The organism is Enterobacter cloacae complex sp. I2, from assembly GCF_014896205.1.
GTDB lineage: Bacteria > Pseudomonadota > Gammaproteobacteria > Enterobacterales > Enterobacteriaceae > Enterobacter > Enterobacter quasihormaechei.
Genome location: NZ_JADBRA010000003.1, coordinates 162,690 through 183,390 on the forward strand (window position 1 = coordinate 162,690; position 20,701 = coordinate 183,390).

At 56.3% G+C, this 20,701-nt stretch carries 19 protein-coding genes; 15 read left to right on the forward strand and 4 right to left on the reverse strand.

Features of this window, described 5'->3' with window-relative positions:
- The first annotated feature begins 43 nt into the window (after positions 1–43).
- The 6 genes from pabC to ptsG all read left to right on the forward strand — a co-directional run bounded on the left by pabC (position 44) and on the right by ptsG (position 6,047).
- A complete protein-coding gene (gene pabC, locus IM300_RS03800; RefSeq protein ID WP_112791718.1) occupies positions 44–853 on the forward strand; it encodes an aminodeoxychorismate lyase in 810 nt (269 codons plus the stop codon).
- A 2-nt stretch (positions 854–855) separates the two neighbouring features.
- Positions 856–1,878, forward strand: coding sequence for a cell division protein YceG (gene yceG, locus IM300_RS03805; RefSeq protein WP_102749687.1), 1,023 nt, complete (start codon positions 856–858; stop codon positions 1,876–1,878).
- Positions 1,868–2,509 (forward strand): dTMP kinase, encoded by a 642-nt coding sequence (gene tmk, locus IM300_RS03810; RefSeq protein WP_193032926.1) that lies wholly within the window; start codon positions 1,868–1,870, stop codon positions 2,507–2,509. The genes yceG and tmk overlap by 11 nt, the downstream gene beginning before the upstream one ends.
- A complete protein-coding gene (holB, locus tag IM300_RS03815) occupies positions 2,506–3,510 on the forward strand; it encodes a DNA polymerase III subunit delta' (RefSeq protein WP_063866370.1) in 1,005 nt (334 codons plus the stop codon). The genes tmk and holB overlap by 4 nt, the downstream gene beginning before the upstream one ends.
- Positions 3,511–3,520: 10 nt before the next feature.
- Positions 3,521–4,315, forward strand: a complete 795-nt coding sequence (locus tag IM300_RS03820; RefSeq protein ID WP_063449058.1) for a metal-dependent hydrolase — start codon at positions 3,521–3,523, stop codon at positions 4,313–4,315.
- A gap of 298 nt (positions 4,316–4,613) precedes the next feature.
- On the forward strand, positions 4,614–6,047 hold the full coding sequence (gene ptsG / locus IM300_RS03825; RefSeq protein ID WP_003857942.1) for a PTS glucose transporter subunit IIBC: 1,434 nt from the start codon (positions 4,614–4,616) through the stop codon (positions 6,045–6,047).
- Between the two features lie 138 nt (positions 6,048–6,185).
- Here the strand turns inward: ptsG and fhuE are convergent, their stop codons facing one another.
- Positions 6,186–8,372, reverse strand: a complete 2,187-nt coding sequence (fhuE, locus tag IM300_RS03830; protein WP_193035452.1) for a ferric-rhodotorulic acid/ferric-coprogen receptor FhuE — start codon at positions 8,370–8,372, stop codon at positions 6,186–6,188.
- A 353-nt stretch (positions 8,373–8,725) separates the two neighbouring features.
- Between fhuE and hinT the strand changes: the two genes are divergently transcribed.
- The 8 genes from hinT to IM300_RS03870 all read left to right on the forward strand — a co-directional run bounded on the left by hinT (position 8,726) and on the right by IM300_RS03870 (position 14,810).
- Complete coding sequence (gene hinT / locus IM300_RS03835) at positions 8,726–9,085, forward strand: purine nucleoside phosphoramidase (protein WP_006809243.1); 360 nt, start codon at positions 8,726–8,728, stop codon at positions 9,083–9,085.
- A gap of 1 nt (position 9,086) precedes the next feature.
- Positions 9,087–9,461: a YcfL family protein gene (locus IM300_RS03840; RefSeq protein ID WP_148385660.1), complete on the forward strand. Its 375-nt coding sequence runs from the start codon at positions 9,087–9,089 to the stop codon at positions 9,459–9,461.
- A gap of 13 nt (positions 9,462–9,474) precedes the next feature.
- Positions 9,475–10,119 (forward strand): penicillin-binding protein activator LpoB, encoded by a 645-nt coding sequence (lpoB, locus tag IM300_RS03845; RefSeq protein ID WP_102749776.1) that lies wholly within the window; start codon positions 9,475–9,477, stop codon positions 10,117–10,119.
- Positions 10,100–10,924 (forward strand): thiamine kinase, encoded by an 825-nt coding sequence (thiK, locus tag IM300_RS03850; protein ID WP_193035370.1) that lies wholly within the window; start codon positions 10,100–10,102, stop codon positions 10,922–10,924. Before lpoB ends, thiK begins: the two co-directional genes overlap by 20 nt.
- A gap of 11 nt (positions 10,925–10,935) precedes the next feature.
- On the forward strand, positions 10,936–11,961 hold the full coding sequence (gene nagZ, locus IM300_RS03855; protein WP_193035372.1) for a beta-N-acetylhexosaminidase: 1,026 nt from the start codon (positions 10,936–10,938) through the stop codon (positions 11,959–11,961).
- Positions 11,962–11,992: 31 nt separating this feature from the next.
- Positions 11,993–12,535 (forward strand): alpha/beta hydrolase YcfP, encoded by a 543-nt coding sequence (gene ycfP / locus IM300_RS03860; RefSeq protein WP_032624474.1) that lies wholly within the window; start codon positions 11,993–11,995, stop codon positions 12,533–12,535.
- A gap of 236 nt (positions 12,536–12,771) precedes the next feature.
- Positions 12,772–14,076 carry an NAD(P)/FAD-dependent oxidoreductase gene (locus IM300_RS03865; protein WP_107535128.1) on the forward strand — a complete coding sequence of 435 codons (1,305 nt, stop codon included), beginning with the start codon at positions 12,772–12,774 and terminating at the stop codon, positions 14,074–14,076.
- A gap of 194 nt (positions 14,077–14,270) precedes the next feature.
- Positions 14,271–14,810 carry a glycine zipper 2TM domain-containing protein gene (locus tag IM300_RS03870; protein WP_074160888.1) on the forward strand — a complete coding sequence of 180 codons (540 nt, stop codon included), beginning with the start codon at positions 14,271–14,273 and terminating at the stop codon, positions 14,808–14,810.
- Positions 14,811–14,869: 59 nt separating this feature from the next.
- Here IM300_RS03870 and IM300_RS03875 read toward each other — a convergent pair whose 3' ends face one another.
- Positions 14,870–15,505, reverse strand: a complete 636-nt coding sequence (locus IM300_RS03875) for a TetR/AcrR family transcriptional regulator (RefSeq protein ID WP_063866378.1) — start codon at positions 15,503–15,505, stop codon at positions 14,870–14,872.
- A gap of 244 nt (positions 15,506–15,749) precedes the next feature.
- Here IM300_RS03875 and bhsA point away from each other — a divergent pair, with 244 nt between their 5' ends.
- Positions 15,750–16,007, forward strand: a complete 258-nt coding sequence (bhsA, locus tag IM300_RS03880; protein WP_006809234.1) for a multiple stress resistance protein BhsA — start codon at positions 15,750–15,752, stop codon at positions 16,005–16,007.
- Positions 16,008–16,084: 77 nt separating this feature from the next.
- Here bhsA and IM300_RS03885 read toward each other — a convergent pair whose 3' ends face one another.
- Complete coding sequence (locus IM300_RS03885) at positions 16,085–17,050, reverse strand: L,D-transpeptidase family protein (RefSeq protein WP_193035374.1); 966 nt, start codon at positions 17,048–17,050, stop codon at positions 16,085–16,087.
- A gap of 145 nt (positions 17,051–17,195) precedes the next feature.
- Positions 17,196–20,642 (reverse strand): transcription-repair coupling factor, encoded by a 3,447-nt coding sequence (gene mfd, locus IM300_RS03890; protein WP_102749694.1) that lies wholly within the window; start codon positions 20,640–20,642, stop codon positions 17,196–17,198.
- Positions 20,643–20,701: the final 59 nt, after the last annotated feature.

Sequence of the window (20,701 nt, forward strand, 5' to 3'; positions counted from 1 at the left end):
TCAACATCCTGCCAGACTGTGCCTCCACGCATAAGGAGCCACCATGTTTTTAATCAATGGCCTTGAGCAAGAAACGCTGCCGGCAAGCGACAGGGCGACCCAGTTTGGCGATGGCTGTTTCACGACCGCGCGTATTCTCGACGGTGGCGTGTGCCTGCTCGAAGCCCATATCCTTCGTTTACAAAAAGCCTGCGAAACGTTACTGATCCCCTTCTCAGCGTGGGGCATTCTCGAAAGCGAGATGCGTCGGCTGGCATCAGCGAAAACAAGCGGAGTTTTGAAAGTGATCATCAGCCGCGGCAGCGGCGGGCGAGGGTACAGCGGCTCTGCCTGCCTGCATCCTACGCGGATCCTTTCCGTTTCAGATTATCCTTCCCACTACGCGCACTGGCGTGAAGAAGGCGTAGCGCTGGCGCTGAGCCCGGTACGCCTGGGGCGAAACCCGATGCTTGCCGGAATAAAACATCTTAACCGCCTTGAACAGGTGCTTATTCGTACTCATCTTGAGCAGACGGAGGCCGGGGAGGCGCTGGTTCTTGACAGCGAAGGGTACATTACGGAATGCTGTGCGGCTAATTTACTCTGGCGGAAGGGCAGTGACGTATTCACGCCTTCGCTGGAGCAGGCCGGCGTCAACGGCATAATGCGACAGTTTTGTTTGCAACAGCTGGCACGCGCTGACGTTCGCGTTGTCGAAGTTAACGCTAAGGAAGAGGCGCTACTGGCCGCGGATGAAGTTGTTATCTGCAATGCGCTAATGCCCGTTGTCCCCGTTCGCGCTTATGGCCACACGTGCTGGTCATCCCGCGAGCTGTTCCAGTTTCTGGCCCCGTTATGTGAGCAAACCAGGTAGTCATGAAGAAAATGTTACGCTTTGTCCTCCTTCTTATCGTTGCGTTCGGTATTGCCGGCGGAGCGGGAGTGTGGAAAGTCCGTCAGCTGGCGGACAGCAAGATCCTGATTAAAGACGAGACGATTTTTACCCTGAAAGCGGGTACCGGGCGGCAGGCGCTTGGTCAGCAGCTGTATGGCGACAAAATCATCAACCGCCCACGTGTCTTCCAGTGGCTGCTGCGTATTGAGCCTGAACTGTCCCACTTTAAGGCCGGGACCTATCGCTTTACCCCTGGCATGACCGTGCGCGAGATGCTGCAACTGCTGGAGAGTGGTAAAGAAGCCCAGTTCCCGCTGCGTTTTGTTGAGGGTATGCGTCTGAGCGATTACCTCAGGCAGCTGCGCGACGCGCCGTATATCAAGCATACGCTCAAGGATGATCGCTACCAGACGGTTGCGGAAGCCTTAAAATTCGACCATCCCGAGTGGATCGAAGGCTGGTTCTGGCCCGACACCTGGATGTACACGGCAGGCACAACGGACGTGGCAATCCTGAAGCGCGCGCACAACAAAATGGTCGCGGCGGTAGAGTCTGCCTGGAAAGGGCGAGCTGAAGGCCTGCCGTATAAAGATCAAAACCAGTTCATGACGATGGCCTCTATCATCGAGAAAGAGACGGCCGTCGCTGCCGAACGCGATCAGGTTGCCTCGGTGTTTATTAACCGTTTGCGCATCGGCATGCGTTTGCAGACCGATCCTACCGTCATCTACGGCATGGGCGAAAACTACAGCGGCAAGATTTCCAGAAAAGATCTGGAGACGCCAACGGCGTATAATACCTACGTCATTAGCGGTTTGCCGCCTGGACCGATCGCAACACCAGGTGAAGCCTCGTTGAAGGCTGCCGCGCACCCGGCCAGGACACCGTATCTCTATTTTGTGGCTGATGGAAAAGGGGGGCATACCTTTAACACCAACCTGGCCAGCCATAATCGCTCTGTTCAGGACTATCTGAAGGCACTTAAGGAAAAAAATGCGCAGTAAATACATTGTCATTGAGGGACTCGAAGGGGCGGGAAAAACCACCGCCCGTAACGTGGTGGTTGATACGCTGACATCGCTTGGCGTCGCCGACATGGTCTTCACCCGCGAGCCGGGCGGTACGCAGCTGGCGGAAAAACTGCGCAGTCTGGTTCTGGATATCAAATCCGTCGGCGATGAAGTTATTACCGACAAAGCGGAAGTGCTGATGTTCTATGCAGCGCGCGTTCAGCTGGTGGAGACGGTGATCAAGCCCGCGCTGGCAGAAGGGAAATGGGTAATTGGCGATCGCCACGATCTCTCAACCCAGGCGTATCAGGGCGGTGGCCGAGGTATCGATCAGGCTATGCTGGCTACGCTTCGCGACGCGGTTCTGGGCGATTTCCGTCCTGACCTGACGCTGTATCTCGACGTGACCCCTGAGGTGGGCCTGAAGCGCGCCCGGGCGCGCGGCGAGCTGGACCGAATTGAACAGGAATCTTTTGACTTCTTTAACCGCACCCGCGCGCGTTATCTGGAACTGGCCGGACAGGACAGTACCATTCGTACCATCGACGCGACGCAATCCCTGGATAACGTGACGCGTGATATTCAGCAGACCGTTACGCAGTGGGTACAGGAGCAGCAGGCATGAAATGGTATCCATGGTTGCGCCCGCACTTTGAACAGCTGATCAACAGCTATCAGGTTGGTCGGGGGCATCATGCGTTACTGATCCAGACCCTGCCGGGCATGGGCGATGATGCGTTGATCTACGCCATCACGCGCTTTCTGATGTGCCAACAGCCGGAAGGGCATAAAAGCTGCGGCAAATGCCGTGGCTGCCAGCTCATGCAGGCGGGCACGCATCCTGACTATTACACCCTCGAACCCGAGAAGGGCAAAAATACGCTCGGCATCGACGCGGTGCGTGAGGTCAGTGAGAAACTGTACGAATATGCGCGTCTGGGAGGGGCGAAAGTGGTGTGGCTGAAGGACGCCGCGCTGCTCACGGAAGCCGCTGCCAACGCGCTGTTAAAAACGCTGGAAGAGCCGCCAGAGAATACCTGGTTTTTCCTCTCCTGCCGCGAGCCGGGCCGACTGCTGGCGACGCTGCGTAGCCGCTGCCGTCTTCACCACCTTGCAGCCCCCCAGGAGTCGTGGGCGCTCGCCTGGCTGGAGCGTGAAGTGACGGTGTCACAGGATGCGGCGCTCTCGGCGTTGCGCCTGTGCAGCGGTGCGCCTGCGGCTGCGCTGGCCTTATTGCAGCCGGAGGTGTGGTCCCAGCGTGAAACGCTTTGTCGTGCGGTTGAATCAGCCCTCGATAACCATGACTGGCTGAGCGTCCTGCCAGCGCTGAACAGCGATCAGGCTCCGGAACGGCTCCACTGGCTGGCCGCACTGCTGCTGGATGCGCTCAAAATCCAGCAAGGGGCGACGCTTCTGACTAACCCTGACGTGTGGACGCTGGTCACCACGCTGGCGAATCGCCTGTCCGGGTCGTCGCTGCACGCTATCCTTCATGATATCTGCCAGAGTCGTGAACAACTTTTGACGGTAACGGGTCTTAATCGCGAGCTTTTACTGACTGACCAGTTACTGCGTATCGAACACTACCTGCAACCGGGTGTTATACCGCCGGTTTCCCACCTCTGAGAGAGACATTATGTTTTTAGTCGACTCACACTGCCATCTTGATGGCCTGGATTATCAATCCCTGCATAAAAATGTGGACGACGTGCTGGCGAAAGCCGCCGAGCGCGATGTGAAATTTTGCCTGGCCGTGGCGACCACGCTGCCGGGCTACCGCACCATGCGTGAACTGGTTGGCGAGCGTAACAACGTTGTCTTCTCCTGCGGCGTGCATCCGCTGAATCAGGATGAAGCGTACGAGGTTGAGGATTTACGCCGCCTTGCCGCAGAAGAGGGCGTCGTGGCGATGGGCGAGACCGGCCTCGACTACTTCTACACGCCAGAGACGAAACCTCGTCAGCAGGAATCCTTCCGCAACCATATCCGTATTGGCCGTGAACTGAATAAGCCGGTTATCGTTCATACCCGCGACGCACGCGCCGACACGCTGGAGATCCTGCGGGAAGAAAAGGTGACGGATTGCGGTGGCGTACTACACTGTTTCACAGAAGACAGAGAAACGGCGGGTAAGCTGCTTGATTTAGGCTTTTATATCTCGTTTTCGGGGATCGTTACGTTCCGTAATGCTGAACAGCTGCGTGATGCCGCGCGCTATGTTCCGCTGGATCGTATTCTGGTGGAAACCGATTCCCCGTACCTGGCGCCGGTGCCTCATCGCGGCAAAGAGAACCAGCCGGCGATGACCCGTGACGTTGCTGAGTATATGGCCGTTCTGAAAGGTGTCAGTATTGACGAGCTGGCTCGCGTGACCACGGAAAACTTCGCCAGCCTGTTCCATATCGACCCCGCCCGCCTGCAATCTGTCTGATACGCCTGTTTTTTTTTAGGCTCGTAATTAATAAGCAAAACGAGTAAAGTTCACCGCCTCATTCAGGGCGGTGATGGCGTTTTTAGACACATCCAGACATGCTTTATGTAAATATCTGCAAGTTTTTTGGTCGTCTTGAACTGAAACGTGATAGCCGTCAAACAAACTCAGAGGGAATTATTTTACTCTGTGTAATAAATAAAGGGCGCTTAGATGTCCTGTCCACGGCGCGGTACTCCCCCCGGGCCAATGCGTGAAAGCGTAAAAAAAGCACAAATACTCAGGAGCACTCTCAATTATGTTTAAGAATGCATTTGCTAACCTGCAAAAGGTCGGTAAATCGCTGATGCTGCCAGTATCCGTACTGCCTATCGCAGGTATCCTGCTGGGCGTCGGTTCTGCAAACTTCAGCTGGCTGCCAGCCGTAGTTTCCCACGTAATGGCCGAAGCAGGCGGTTCTGTTTTTGCTAACATGCCGCTGATCTTCGCTATCGGTGTTGCGCTGGGCTTCACCAATAACGACGGTGTATCCGCTCTGGCGTCCGTTGTTGCTTACGGCATCATGGTGAAAACCATGGCTGTGGTTGCGCCGCTGGTCCTGCATTTACCTGCTGAAGAGATTGCCGCTAAGCACCTGGCAGACACCGGTGTTCTCGGTGGTATCATCTCCGGTGCGATTGCAGCGTACATGTTTAACCGCTTCTATCGCATCAAGCTGCCTGAGTATCTGGGCTTCTTCGCGGGTAAACGTTTTGTGCCGATCATTTCGGGTCTGGCCGCGATTTTCACCGGTGTGGTCCTGTCCTTCATCTGGCCACCAATCGGTACGGCTATCCAGACCTTCTCTCAGTGGGCGGCTTACCAGAACCCGGTTGTGGCGTTCGGTATCTACGGCTTCATTGAGCGCTGCCTGGTACCATTTGGTCTGCACCACATCTGGAACGTTCCATTCCAGATGCAGATTGGTGAATACACCAACGCAGCAGGTCAGGTGTTCCACGGTGACATCCCACGCTACATGGCGGGCGACCCAACGGCAGGTAAACTGTCTGGTGGCTTCCTGTTCAAAATGTACGGTCTGCCAGCCGCTGCGATTGCTATCTGGCACTCTGCTAAACCAGAGAACCGTGCAAAAGTGGGCGGTATCATGATCTCCGCAGCGCTGACCTCGTTCCTGACCGGTATCACCGAGCCGATCGAGTTCTCCTTCATGTTCGTTGCGCCGATCCTGTACATCATCCACGCGGTACTGGCAGGTCTGGCATTCCCAATCTGTATCCTGCTGGGTATGCGTGACGGTACGTCCTTCTCTCACGGCCTGATCGACTTCATCGTTCTGTCCGGTAACAGCAGCAAGCTGTGGCTGTTCCCAATCGTGGGTGCGGGCTACGCAGTGGTGTACTACACCGTCTTCCGCGTGCTGATCAAAGCACTGGACCTGAAAACTCCGGGTCGTGAAGATGCAACTGAAGACAGCAAAGCCGGTGCGACCAGCGAAATGGCACCTGCACTGGTTGCGGCCTTCGGCGGTAAAGAAAACATCACTAACCTGGACGCGTGTATCACTCGTCTGCGTGTGAGCGTTGCCGACGTGGCGAAAGTAGACCAGCCGGGTCTGAAAAAACTGGGCGCAGCGGGCGTCGTTGTTGCAGGTTCTGGTGTTCAGGCAATCTTCGGAACAAAATCCGATAACCTGAAAACCGAAATGGATGAGTACATCCGCAACAACTAAGCTGTGACCTGGGGAGACTAAGGCAGCCGAATGGCTGCCTTTTTTATTGCTGCGGTTTGTGGTGCGGGGTGGCGGCTACGCCTGACCGGTCCTGGATGAGGGGTAGGCCCGGTAAGCGTAGCGCCACCAGGCTTAAACTCAGAAGTCGTAGCTCGCGCTCACCGAAACGTTCAGCGGTGCGCCATACACCACATACGATCCGACGTAGTCGTAATACTCTTTGTCGAACAGGTTGTTGACGTTAGCCTGAACGGCAAAGTCTTTGGTGACCTGATAGCGGCTGAACAGGTTCACCAGCCCATAGCTGCCTTGCTCCGCGCGGGAACGTCCTGCCGGACCGCCTTCCACGTCCGTCCATACCTTGTTCTGCCAGTTTACACCACCGCCCACGGTCAGCGCCGGCAGCATGGGCAGCTGATAACGGGTGAACAGCTTCATGGTCGTGCGCGGCTGATCGGAACTGACGGCGTTGCCATTTTTATCTTCAGCAATGTAACGCGTCGCGCCGAAGGTCAGCTGCCAGTTATCGGTCAGGGCACCGTTGAGCTCGAATTCAACGCCTTTGCTGACCACGCCGTCCAGCGATTCATAAATCGACTCACCGCTCGGCATGTAGGTATAGGTGTTGCTTGCGACGTTATCCTGCTCAATGCGGAAAATCGCCAGCGAGGTGGTGAGGCGGGTATTAAACCAGTCGGCCTTCACGCCCGCTTCATAGCTTTTGCCCGTGGTAGGGTCGAGATAACGTCCGCTGGCGTCGCGCTTATCCTGCGGCTGGAAGATGGAGGTATAGCTGACGTAGGTCGACCAGTCCTCATTAATGTCATACACCAGGCCCGCGTACGGCGTTACGTCATCTTCGGTACTTTCCAGACGGGTGTTCGGGGAACCTGCCGGATTATAGCGAATGTTATAACTGGTGTAGCGCGCGCCCAGAATCAGGTGCAGCGGGTCGGCCAGCGAGAAACGCGCGGAGGAATAGGCTGAAGACTGATGAATATCATCTTTGCTGTAGAGCTTCCACGGGGTCCACTGCGGATCGGCAATGTTCCCGTTCCAGTTCTTAAAGTTGCCGACGTCAACCATGCCGTATACCGCATCCGGCATGGTATTGTCGTAATGGTTGCGCTGACGACTGAAGCTGCCGCCGAACATCATTTCATGCTGACGACCAAAGAGATCGAAGCCGCCGCGCAGGAAGGCGTCGACCGCATCCTGTTTACGTTCCCCGCGGTTCCAGCCGCCGTAACCCACCAGGCCCGCGCCGGTCTCTTTATCCGGATAGCCGGACATATACATCAGCTTAGAGTCAAAGTTGGTTTCAGCATGCATGCCGTTGATGTGCGCTTCCCAGCCATTATCGAAACGCTGGGTCAGGTTAGCGAAGATGCGGGTGCTGTCTTTATCCGAATAGGCCCAGTCAGGTGCGACGGTCTGGCTGCGATTGTAGTTAGTCTTACTTCCGTCGCTGTACCAGGTCGGCAGGCCACCCCAGGTTGGGTCGGCGGTATGGCTTTCCTGATACTCATATCCTACCGAGAGGGTCGTGCTGTCGGTGACATCCGCGTCCATCACGCCGTAGAGGAATTTTTTCCGGTAGTGGTAGTTATCCACGAAGCTGTCGTTGTCCTGATAACCGGTGATAAGACGGCCCCGCACCTTACCTGACTCCACCAGCGGCGCCTGGAGATCCAGCACGTAGCGCTGCTTGTCCCAGCTGCCGTAGCTGGCGGAGACGTTGCCTTTAAATTCCGGGCTGTCCGCATGCTTGCGCACCATATTAACGTACGCCGCCGGGTTGCCCGTCCCGGACATCAGGCCGGTGGCGCCTCGGACCACTTCAATGCGGTCATAAATTGCGGTGTCGGCGGCGGTATCACCAAAGTTCCACACTTCACTGATGGACGTCGGCAGGTCGTCATAGGCGTAGTTGCTGACGAAAAATCCGCGTGAGTAAAACACGGTACGGTCGCTATCCTGCACCTGCGCCGTAATGCCCGTGGTGTTCGTCAGCACCTGGCCGATAGATTGCAGATTCTGGTCAGCCATACGCTGCTGGCTAATGACGCTGACGGACTGCGGGATATCACGAGGGACCAGCAACAGTTTGGTGCCGGTAGTGGTGGTTTTTACGCTGTAATCCTGATCCTGGCTGGCAGACAGGTCCTGTGTGTTGTCAAAACCTCCGTCAACGACGACGGTATCTTCGGTTGAAGCAGCGAAAGCGGCGGTTGGCGTCAATGCCATAGCAATGCAGGCTGCCAGCAACGAAGGTGTTGCGACAGGCTGGCGTTGCCCATCCCTGGTGTGATTAATGAAAGACATCATCAAACCCTTAGTGAATGGTGAAGGTGGTGCGCGACAGCTCCGCTAGCACGGGCTGACGTCGTTTTCTATGTTAAAAATGCGCATGAAAATGCAAATGCGAAATATACGCATTGTGATTAACGCTGTAAACAGATGTTTCGGGATGAACTGAAATCAGGTTTCAGAATAGAAATGTCCTAAAGCGATGCCTCTTCAGCCAGATGGCGGACAATCAGGAAAGAAATCACGGGAGAAGGTTGAAAGGACAGGAGAAAGTCGCTCATACTCTTGTGTTGTGTCATGCAGTAAAACAGACAATGTGTGTTAACAACGGACGCACGACGCCAGATTAAATTTAAAAGGAAAAGGTCATGGCTGAAGAAACGATTTTCAGTAAAATTATCCGCCGCGAAATTCCGTCGGATATTGTCTATCAGGATGAACTGGTCACGGCTTTCCGCGACATTTCTCCCCAGGCGCCGACGCACATCCTTATTATTCCCAATATTCTCATCCCGACCGTCAATGACGTTAAAACCGAGCACGAAGTGGCGCTAGGCCGTATGCTTACGGTGGCCGCGAAAATCGCTGAGCAGGAAGGGATTGCTGAAGACGGATACCGTTTGATCATGAACTGCAATCGCCATGGCGGGCAGGAAGTCTATCATATTCATATGCATCTGCTGGGTGGACGTCCACTGGGACCGATGCTGGCACATAAAGGTCTTTAATATGTTAACTGGGCGTATTGCAGCGCTGATCGTGACGCTGGTAATGGTAGGATGCAGCGCGCGTCCTGCCATCCCGGTCAGTGAAGAACAGACGCTGGTGATGGAGTCTTCAGTGCTTGCTGCGGGCATCACGGCCGAGCAGCCTTCACTGACTATTAGCGAAATCCAGTCTTCTGCCTCCTCTACGCTCTATAACGAAAGGCAAGAGCCAGTGACGGTGCATTATCGCTTCTACTGGTATGACGTGAGAGGTCTTGAGATGCATCCGCTTGAGGCGCCGCGCAGCGTGACCATTCCGGCAAGATCGTCGGTCACGCTCTACGGCAGCGCCAGCTATCTGGGTGCACATAAGGTGAGACTTTATCTTTATTTGTAAGGGGTGAACCTTGATTAAAACGATGAGCCGTTATGCGCTCCTGAGTGCCTTCGCACTCTTTCTGGCAGGCTGTGTGACGCGAACTGAAGAACCTGCACCGGTGGATCAGGCGAAGCCGGGGACGGAACAGCCCACAACGCCGGCGGAACCTGTGCCAACCGTGCCGTCTGTACCGACCATTCCGGCGCAGCCTGGCCCGATCGAACATCAGGACGATACCGCACAGCCTGCGCCGCGCGTGCGCCACTATGACTGGAACGGCGCGATGCAGCCGATGGTGGGCAAAATGTTGCAGGCACAGGGCGTTACGCCCGGCAGCGTGCTGCTGGTGGACAGCGTGAACAACCGTACGAATGGTTCCCTGAATGCGGGCGAAGCAACGGAAACGCTGCGCAATGCGCTGGCGAACAACGGTAAATTTACGCTGGTCTCAGCCCAGCAGCTCGCGGTCGCTAAGCAACAGCTTGGTCTGTCGCCTCAGGACAGCCTGGGTTCGCGCAGTAAAGCCATTGGTATTGCCCGCAACGTTGGCGCGCAGTATGTCCTTTATTCTAACGCGACGGGTAACGTGAATACGCCGTCGTTGCAGATGCAGTTAATGCTGGTTCAGACCGGCGAAATTATCTGGTCAGGTAAAGGTGCCGTTACGCAACAATAAGCGCACGCGTCATGATGTCCTAACGCGCTATTTCCCTCAGTACCGTGTTATCGCGCCGCAAGCCCCCGTCGGGCTTGGCGGCGCGAGTTGCATTATTGAGCATGGTGATCATCGGCTGGTTTTACGCCAGCATCACGATGCCGCCGCGCCTGCCTCCCATTTTCGTCGTCAGTTCCGCGCCCTGAAGCGCCTGCCCGCCGACCTTGCGCCGCAGCCCCATCTCTTTATCAGGGACTGGATGGCGGTGACGTTTATTGCGGGTGAGATCAAACACGAGCTACCCGATCCCCCGACGCTGGCAGCCATGCTGTATCATCTGCATCGTCAGCCGCGTCTGGGCTGGCGGGTAACGTTGCTCCCCTTGCTGGAACGCTACTGGCAGCAGGCCGCGCCGGGACGACGCACACCATTCTGGCTGGCGCAGCTGAAGCGGCTGCGTAAAGCAGGAGAGCCGCAGGCGTTACGCCTGGCACCGCTGCATATGGACGTCCACGCGGGGAATATCGTTCATACGGCGGCAGGCGAGAAACTTATCGACTGGGAATATGCCGGGGACGGTGACGTGGCGCTCGAACTTGCCGCGGTCTGGATGCCCGACGAGGCCTCGCGCGGGCAGCTGATAGCCGCTTATGCCCGAAACGCCAACATGAATGCGCTCGCCCTTGCGCGGCAGGTTGCGCGCTGGCGGCCGTGGGTAATCATGCTCATGGCGGGCTGGTTTGAAATGCGCTTTCATCAAACAGATGACGAACAATTTATTGCGCTGGCAGATGATGCCTGGCGCCAGTTACAAACGAAAGGATAAGAGAGGTTGGTGTGGGTCCAGTAATGTTGGATGTTGAGGGGTTTGAGCTGGATGCGGAAGAGCGCGAAATCCTGGCGCACCCGCTGGTAGGGGGGCTGATTCTTTTCACCCGCAATTATCACGATCCGGCGCAGCTGCGTGAGCTGGTACGCCAGATCCGCGCGGCTTCGCGCAACCACCTGGTGGTCGCGGTAGATCAGGAAGGTGGCCGCGTACAGCGTTTCCGGGAAGGGTTTACCCGTTTACCTGCCGCGCAATCTTTCGCAGCGCTGCTGGGAACCGAAGAGGGCGGTCAACTGGCGCAGGACGCTGGCTGGCTGATGGCCAGCGAGATGATCGCCATGGATATCGACATCAGCTTCGCTCCGGTGCTGGACGTGGGCCACATTAGCGCGGCAATTGGTGAGCGTTCGTATCATGACGATCCGCGTATCGCGCTGGCAATGGCGACGCGCTTCATAGACGGAATGCATGACGCGGGCATGAAAACCACCGGCAAACACTTCCCGGGCCACGGGGCGGTGACGGCGGATTCCCATAAGGAAACGCCGCGCGATCCGCGCCCGGAAGCAGAAATTCGCGCTAAAGATATGTCTGTTTTCCGCTCGCTGATTACCGATAACAAGCTGGATGCGATCATGCCTGCGCACGTCATCTACAGTGATGTCGATCCGCGCCCGGCCAGCGGCTCTCCGCACTGGCTGAAAACCGTGCTGCGTCAGGAGTTAGGCTTCAACGGCGTGATTTTCTCCGACGATTTATCCATGGAAGGAGCGGCGATCATGGGCAGCTATGCTGAACGTGGACAGGCTTCTCTGGATGCGGGTTGCGATATGATCCTCGTCTGCAATAATCGTAAAGGTGCGGTGAGCGTGCTGGATAACCTGTCGCCGATCAATGCTGAGCGTGTTACACAATTGTATCATAAAGGTTCATTTAGTCGTCAGGAGCTGATGGACTCGGCGCGCTGGAAAGCGGTAAACGCCCGGCTCGAAGCCCTGAACGAGCGCTGGCAGGCACATAAAGCAGCCCTTTAATTCATCCCGAAAGGCGTAGCGTGGTGAGACGATGATCATCTATTTACACGGTTTTGACTCAAACAGTCCTGGTAATCATGAGAAAGTGCTGCAATTGCAGTTTATCGATCCGGATGTTCGGCTGATTAGCTACAGCACGCGTCATCCGAAGCATGACATGCAGCATCTGCTGAAAGAAGTGGATAAAATGTTGCAGCTTAATATCGACGATCGCCCGCTGATTTGCGGCGTAGGGTTGGGGGGATACTGGGCAGAGCGCATCGGTTTTTTGTGCGATATGCGCCAGGTCATTTTCAATCCTAACCTGTTCCCGAACGAGAACATGGAAGGCAAGATTGACCGTCCGGAAGAGTACGCCGATATCGCAACTAAATGCGTGAGCAATTTCCGTGAAAAGAACCGCGATCGCTGTCTGGTTATCCTTTCTCGCAACGATGAAGCGCTGAACAGCTCCCGCGCCGCCGAGCTTCTGCATCATTACTACGAAATTGTCTGGGACGAAGAGCAGACCCATAAGTTCAAAAACATCTCGCCGCATTTGCAGCGTATTAAAGCCTTCAAAACGCTGGGCTGATCTCCCTGAACCTGATAGAGGCCCGGTACGCGAAAGCGTGCCGGGCCTCTTTTTTGTCGGAATTGTCTACTTTTAAACCATCAAAACTTGATACATATCAATTTTGGTATGACCAATGCGCCTGACGTGCTATTCTCAATGAATCTGAATGGTTTCAGCGCAGTAACCTGTTGTTAATTAAGGGTTATTTATATAACTTTTAATTAACAATTGGTTAATAATTTGAGGGGGTCACGTTGACTACGCCATTGAAAAAGATAGTGATTGTCGGCGGTGGTGCTGGCGGACTGGAGCTGGCGACACAGCTGGGTAAGAAGCTGGGGCGCGGTAAGAAAGCCAAAATTACGCTGGTGGATCGTAACCACAGCCACCTGTGGAAGCCGCTCCTGCACGAAGTGGCGACCGGGTCGCTGGATGAGGGCGTGGATGCGCTGAGCTATCTGGCGCATGCGCGTAACCACCATTTCCAGTTCCAGCTGGGCTCCGTGGTGGATATCAACCGTGAAAATAAAACCATCACGCTGGCCGAGCTGCGGGATGACAAAGGCGAGCTGCTGGTCCCTGAGCGCAAGCTGGCCTATGACACGCTGGTGATGGCGCTGGGCAGTACGTCCAATGACTTCAACACGCCAGGCGTGAAAGAGCACTGCATCTTCCTGGATAACCCGCATCAGGCGCGTCGTTTCCATCAGGAAATGCTTAACCTGTTCCTGAAGTACACCAATAACATGGGGGCCAACGGCAAGGTTAACATTGCTATCGTGGGCGGCGGGGCAACGGGCGTGGAGTTATCGGCGGAGTTGCACAATGCGGTTAAGCAGCTGCACAGCTACGGCTACAAGGGGCTGACTAACGAAGCGCTGAACGTGACGCTGGTGGAAGCAGGTGAACGCATTCTGCCGGCGCTGCCGCCGCGTATCTCCGGCGCTGCCCATAACGAGCTGACCAAGCTGGGCGTGCGCGTACTGACCCAGACCATGGTGACCAGCGCGGATGAGGGCGGTCTGCATACCAAAGACGGCGAGTACATCCAGGCCGACCTGATGGTCTGGGCCGCTGGTATCAAAGCGCCTGATTTCATGAAGGATATCGGTGGGCTGGAGACGAACCGCATTAACCAGCTGGTGACCGAGCCGACGCTGCAAACCACGCGCGATCCGGACATCTTCGCCATCGGTGACTGTGCCTCCTGCGCGCGTCCGGAAGGCGGGTTTGTGCCTCCTCGCGCTCAGGCAGCACACCAGATGGCAAGCCTCGTGCTGCACAACATCCTGGCGCAGGCGAAAGGCAAACCGATGAAAGCCTATGTCTACAAAGACCATGGCTCTCTGGTGTCGCTCTCCAACTTCTCCACCGTAGGCAGCCTGATGGGTAACCTGATGCGCGGCTCCATGATGGTTGAAGGGCGTATCGCCCGCTTCGTGTACATCTCTCTGTACCGTATGCACCAGATTGCGCTGCACGGCTACTTCAAAACCGGCTTAATGATGCTGGTCGGCCGTATCAACCGCGTGATCCGCCCACGCCTGAAGCTGCACTAATTGCTCTCTCCCTCCGGGCCCGCCGGAGGGAATTTTTAGCACATCATGCTGTTCATCCCGCTCCTGACGCTTAAGAGTTCTCCTAAACACGCCTTATGCCAGGCCAATGCCCCATTTTTTGATCCTTTGTCTTATTGGCGAAGCGCCTAGCGCGCTGCAAAATTGCTACCAATTGCAACAAAGGAGGAAGTCCCGTGAATAAATCAATGTTGGCGGGTATAGGGATTGGCGTCGCAGCTGCGCTGGGTGTGGCTGCCGTTGCCAGTCTGAACGTACTTGATCGTGGCCCGCAGTATGCGCAGGTGGTTTCCGCTACACCGATTAAAGAGACGGTCAAGACGCCTCGTCAGGAGTGCCGTAATGTTTCTGTCACCCATCGTCGTCCGGTTCAGGACGAAAACCGTATTGCGGGTTCCGTGCTGGGTGCGGTTGCCGGTGGGGTGATTGGTCATCAGTTTGGCGGTGGCCGTGGTAAGGATGTCGCGACGGTGGTCGGTGCGCTGGGTGGCGGTTATGCCGGTAACCAGGTGCAGGGCGCGATGCAGGAAAACGACACCTACACCACAACGCAGCAGCGCTGTAAAACCGTGTATGACAAGTCTGAAAAAATGTTGGGTTACGACGTAACCTACAAAATTGGCGACCAGCAGGGGAAAATCCGCATGGATAAAGATCCTGGCACGCAAATCCCGCTCGACGGTAATGGTCAGCTGATACTGAATAACAAAGCGTAAAAAAGATGTTCTCTGAACTTAGCTCCTCATGCGCTCAGGCTGAGGAGCTTTTTTTTGCTTCAGAGCTTAAGCAGTTCTGGCCACAGGCGCAGCGTTGTTTGCGTAATACCCTGCAACTTTTCCAGCGTCGCGCCTTCACGGGCGCTGATTGACATCCCCTGCAAAATACAGCTCAGATACTGGGCCAGCTCCTGCGGACGGCAGTGCGCCGGAATTTCGCCGCGCTGCTGGCGCTGAGCCAGAAACGTACTGAGCGTTTCCTCCTGCATCGCATGACGTGATTTAACCGTGTTGGCTATCTCCTTAGACGATGCGGCGAGGGTGGCGGAGGTGTTGATCATAAAACAGCCCGCGGGCGTGTCTTTACTGGTGAAGCAGGTTGCAACCGCGCAGAAATAATCCCGCAATGCCTGCTCAACGGTTTTATCTTCACAGAACAGTTGCGCTTCATGTTTTGCCGCGAAGCGCGAGATGTATCTGTCCAGAACGGCCCGGAATAAGCCTTCTTTGTTGGTGAACTCTGCATAGAGGGTAGGGGCTTTCGCGCCGGTTGCTTCCACCAGATCGGAAAGCGACGTGGCTTCATACCCATGCTGCCAGAAGAGCGTCATGGCCTTATCGAGCGCCGCATCCCTGTCGAACACTTTTGGTCGGCCACGGCTTTTCTTTGCGCAACTCGTGACGTCGGTTGTCATATGCCGTTGGTCCTCTGTTGATTTGTTGAATAATCATTATAAAAATAAATGCCTGCTACGACCAGCAGTGATTTCTGAAAAATAATTTTAATTTATCTTTATGAAATATAAGGAAAAACAAATTAATTTAATGGTCATTATAAAAATGGGTTGACGTGTGACCTGGATCACATCTATCATTTACCTATCGATCGTTAATTAAATAACTAACGACCACACCATCATCTGCTAAAGGTAAAAAATTATGAAAAACGTTAAAACCCTCATCGCTGCCGCCGTTCTGAGTTCACTCTCTTTCGCAAGCTTCGCTGCTGTTGAAGTTCAGTCTACTCCAGCAGACCAGCAGAAAGTCGGTACCATCTCTGCCACCGCCGGAACTAACCTGGGCTCTCTGGAAGATCAGCTGGCGCAAAAAGCTGACGAAATGGGTGCGAAATCATTCCGCATCACCTCTGTGACCGGTCCTAACACCCTGCACGGTACCGCAGTTATCTACAAATAAGCGTAACGCAACCCTCCGTTATGCCACTGCACTAAAAAACGCCCTGCTTATGCAGGGCGTTTGTCGTTATGACTGATTTACATCGACTGTTGAGCAACCTCATGATGCCGCGTGACGTTGGTCGGCATTCCCGAGCGCGCTTCCATCGCCCGCTCCATCACCGCGCCGTCGGTGTTGGCGTTTGTTTTAAAGCTCACCATAGCCGCATTCAGATTGATAGGCAGCGTCTGCGGATCGTCATTGATGTTTTTCGACAGCGGCTGGTGGATCTCAACCAGACGGACGCCACCCGGCTCTTCAGACACCTTAATCGGCGTGTTGATGATATTCACTTTCGTGCCAGGGGTAATCACGTTGTACAGCGTCTTGATGTCGTCATCGCGCAGACGAATACAGCCGGAGCTGACGCGCATCCCGATCCCGAAATCCGCATTCGTGCCATGCAGAAGATAAACCCCACCGTAGGCCGCCAGGCGGATCGCGTGGTGCCCCATCGGGTTGTCCGGGCCAGCGGGAACCACAGCGGGCAGATCGATGCCTTGCGCTTTATAGCGGGCGCGAATGTTTGCCGTCGGCGTCCAGGTAGGATTGGCGCGCTTATCAGAGACGGTGGTGACCATGGTCGGGGTAAGCGTATCGCCCCCCAGCTGGCCGATACCGATAGGGTAGACGGTGACTTTATTCTTGCCCGGCGGGTAGTAATACAGACGCAGCTCGGCGAGATTAATCACAATGCCCTGACGCGGCGCGTCCGGGAGAATGGTTTGCAGTGGAATCGTCAGCACGCTGCCGGCCCGGGGCACATAGGGGTCAACGCCCGGGTTGGCCTGCAACAGCGCCAGGAACCCGACATTATATTTTTTGGCAATCGCTTCCAGCGAGCCGCCATCATTTTCAACGACATGGAAGCGGTTCTGGCCCACGACGTTGCTGCCGGCAGGCGGAAGAGGCCAGGTATTAGCGCGCGCGGGCAGCGCAACGGCAACGGCTGCGGCCAGCGCAAACAGCGTGATCCAGCGGGTAAAACGCGAAGAGGTCATCATTATCATAATCCATACAAATGATAAGGTTATTGTTTTGTAAGGCGTTAATGATAAGTATGGCGAATGTATAGTCGGGAAGATTGGGCGAAGTGCAAAGAGTTTGTAAATTGTCCCCCACCAGCCGAACGCTGGCGGGGGCAATCATTTAAGCGATAGCGTTCTCTTCCAGCTGGCGCATAAAGTTACGCACCCAGTCCATGCGTGTTTTACGCTCTGTCAGATCCTGGGTGAATTTCAGACGCGTCGGGCCATCAAGACGGAAATGCTGCGGCTGTTTTTGCAGCAGGCCAATCAGCCACATCGGGTCGACGTGGTTCTTCTCGGCAAATTCAATCATGCCGCCTTTCTCGTTGCCTTCGAGCTTGCGGATCCCCAGCTTCTGCGCCTGCTGACGCAGCCGGGCGATATCCAGCAGGTTGCGCGCCGCGTCCGGCAGAATGCCGAAACGGTCAATCAGCTCGACCTTGATCTCCTCGAGCTCGCCTTCGCTTTTCGCGCTGGCAATGCGCTTGTAGAACGACAGTCGCGTGTTGACGTCTGGGATAAAGTCGTCCGGCAGCAGGGAAGGCATGCGCAGCTCCACTTCGGTCTGCTGGCTGGTGAGATCTTCCAGAGACGGTTCACGTCCGGCTTTAAGCGCGTCGACGGCATTTTCCAGAAGCTCCATATACAGCGAGAAACCGATGGTTTCCATGGAGCCGCTCTGGTCTTCACCCAGCAGCTCACCGGCGCCGCGGATCTCCAGGTCGTGCGTCGCCAGCGCAAAGCCCGCACCCAGATCTTCCAGCGAGGCGATGGCTTCAAGACGCTTTTGCGCGTCGGTGGTCATCGCCTTCGGATGCGGCGTCAGCAGCCACGCGTAGGCCTGATGGTGCGAACGCCCGACGCGGCCGCGCAGCTGGTGCAGCTGGGCCAGACCGAAGTGATCCGCGCGCTCGATGATGATCGTGTTTGCCGTCGGAATGTCGATCCCGGTTTCAATGATGGTGGTACACACCAGCACGTTGAAGCGCTGGTGGTGGAAGTCGTTCATCACCCGCTCCAGCTCGCGCTCGCGCATCTGGCCGTGACCGATGGCGATGCGCGCTTCCGGCACCAGCTCTGCCAGCCTGTCGGCGGCTTTCTGGATATTTTCGACGTCATTGTAAAGATAGTAAACCTGGCCGCCGCGCAGCACTTCGCGCAGGATCGCCTCGCGCACCACCAGATTGTCATACTCGCGCACGAAGGTTTTCACTGCCAGACGGCGCGCCGGCGGGGTGGCAATAATCGACAGATCGCGCATGCCGCTCATCGCCATGTTCAGGGTGCGCGGGATCGGCGTTGCGGTCAGGGTCAGGATGTCAACGTCGGCGCGCATCGCTTTGATGCGCTCTTTATGGCGCACCCCAAAGCGGTGCTCTTCGTCGACAATCAACAGGCCCAGATCTTTCCACTTCACGTCGCTTTGCAGCAGCTTGTGGGTACCGATCAGGATATCAATTTTGCCTTCGGTTGCCTGCTCCAGGATCTGCGTCTGTTCTTTGGCGCTGCGGAAGCGGGACAACATTTCGATACGCACCGGCCAGTTGGCGAAGCGGTCGCGGAAGTTGTCGAAGTGCTGCTGGGCAAGAAGGGTGGTCGGCACCAGCACCGCCACCTGCTTATTGTTCTCAACCGCCAGGAAAGCGGCGCGCATCGCCACCTCGGTTTTACCGAAGCCCACGTCGCCGCAAACTAAACGGTCCATCGCCAGCGGCTGGCACATGTCGCTCAGCACCGCGTTGATAGCCTGAGCCTGATCCGGCGTAGTTTCAAACGGGAAGCTGTCGCAGAACAGCTGGTATTGCTCTTTATCATGCTTAAACGCATAGCCCTCTTTGGCCGCACGCTGGGCGTAAATGTCCAGCAGCTCGGCGGCCACGTCGCGTACTTTTTCCGCCGCTTTCTGCCGCGCGCGTGACCAGGCGTCGCCACCCAGCTTATGCAGCGGCGCGTTATCTTCGGCACCGCCCGCGTAGCGGCTGATCAGGTGCAGAGACGACACCGGCACGTACAGTTTGGCGTCGTTGGCGTAGGTCAGCATCAGGTATTCACCTTTGATGCCACCGGCTTCGAGGGTGGTCATACCCTGATAGCGACCCACACCGTGTTCCAGGTGCACGATCGGCTGACCGGGATGCAGCTCGGCCAGGTTGCGGATCAAGGTGTCCGGGTTGATGGTGCGACGGCTGTCCTGACGACGGCGCGCCACGCGTTCGCCCAGCAGATCGCTTTCACAAATCAATGCCAGGTTATTGAGCGTATCAATGAATCCGTGCTCGGCGGCGCCGATCATCAGATAACGTCCGTTACCGGTCGCCTCGCTCAGCCGCAGAATGCGTTTTGGTGCGACCTTAATCCGTCCCAGCAGTTCACCCAGCGCTTCACGGCGACCTTCGCTCTCAACGGAAAACACCACCGGTCCGGTAAAGGACTCAAGAAACTTGCGCAGATTATCCAGCGGGGATTTCTGCTGCGCCTGGACGGCCAGATCGGGCAGCGTCCGGAACGCGAGATTGGTGTTCGCCGCCTTATCGGCAAGCGAGTCGGTTTTGAGCTGCATGCGCGGCCAGCGTTTCAGCTCGGCGTTGAGCTCATCGGTACGCAGCCACAGCATTTCCGGCGGCAGCAGCGGACGCATCGGGTCCACGCCCCGGTTTTCAAAGCGGGCGCGCGTCTCGCTTTCAAAGCGGCTGGCGCTGGCGTCGATATCGCCGGTATTCACAATCAGCGTGTTTGCCGGGAAGTAGCTGAACAGCGCCGGCAGCGGCTCGTTAAAGAACAGCGGCTGCCAGTATTCGATCCCGGCTGGCAGGGTGCCCTTGCTGACCTGCTGATAAATATGTTCAGCATCGCGCTTCACGTCGAACCTGTCGCGCCACTGGCTGCGGAACAGTTCGATGGCGGTTTTATCCGTCGGGAACTCATGGGCGGGCAGCAGGTTAATGGATTCCACCTCTTCCAGCGTGCGCTGAGTGTCGGCGTCGAACACGCGAAGGCTGTCGATCTCGTCGTCGAAGAAATCCAGACGATACGGCTGATCGCTGCCCATCGGATAGAGATCCAGCAGCGCGCCGCGCGTCGCGTACTCACCGTGCTCCATCACCTGGTCGACATGACGATAGCCAGCGCCGTCCAGCTGCACGCGCAGGGCATCGCGCGACAGGCGCTGGCCTTTTTTCATCACCAGCGCGTGGCCGTGCAGGTAGCTGTGCGGGCAAACGCGCTGCATCAGGGTATTCACCGGCACAATCAGCACGCCGCGCTGCATGGTGGGAAGCTGGTACAGCGTCGACAGGCGCGAGGAGATAATCTCCTGGTGCGGAGAGAAACTGTCGTAAGGAAGCGTTTCCCAGTCGGCCAGGCTGAAGACCAGGCTGTCGGTGAACTGGCGGATCTCATCGTGCAGGCGCAGAGCGTTTTGCATGTCCGGGGCAACCAGCACCACCGGCCCAGGATGCCGCTCGGCAATTTCCGCCACCAGCGTCGCGCAGGCCGCGCCCGTCAGTTCGCCGAGCTGGCGTTGATCGCCTGGTTTAACAGGCAGGGAATAACGATAGTGTTCAGGCATGGCTATGTCAGAGTCTCTTGGGGATATACCAACAGTATTGGGGCATATCACTGATACGC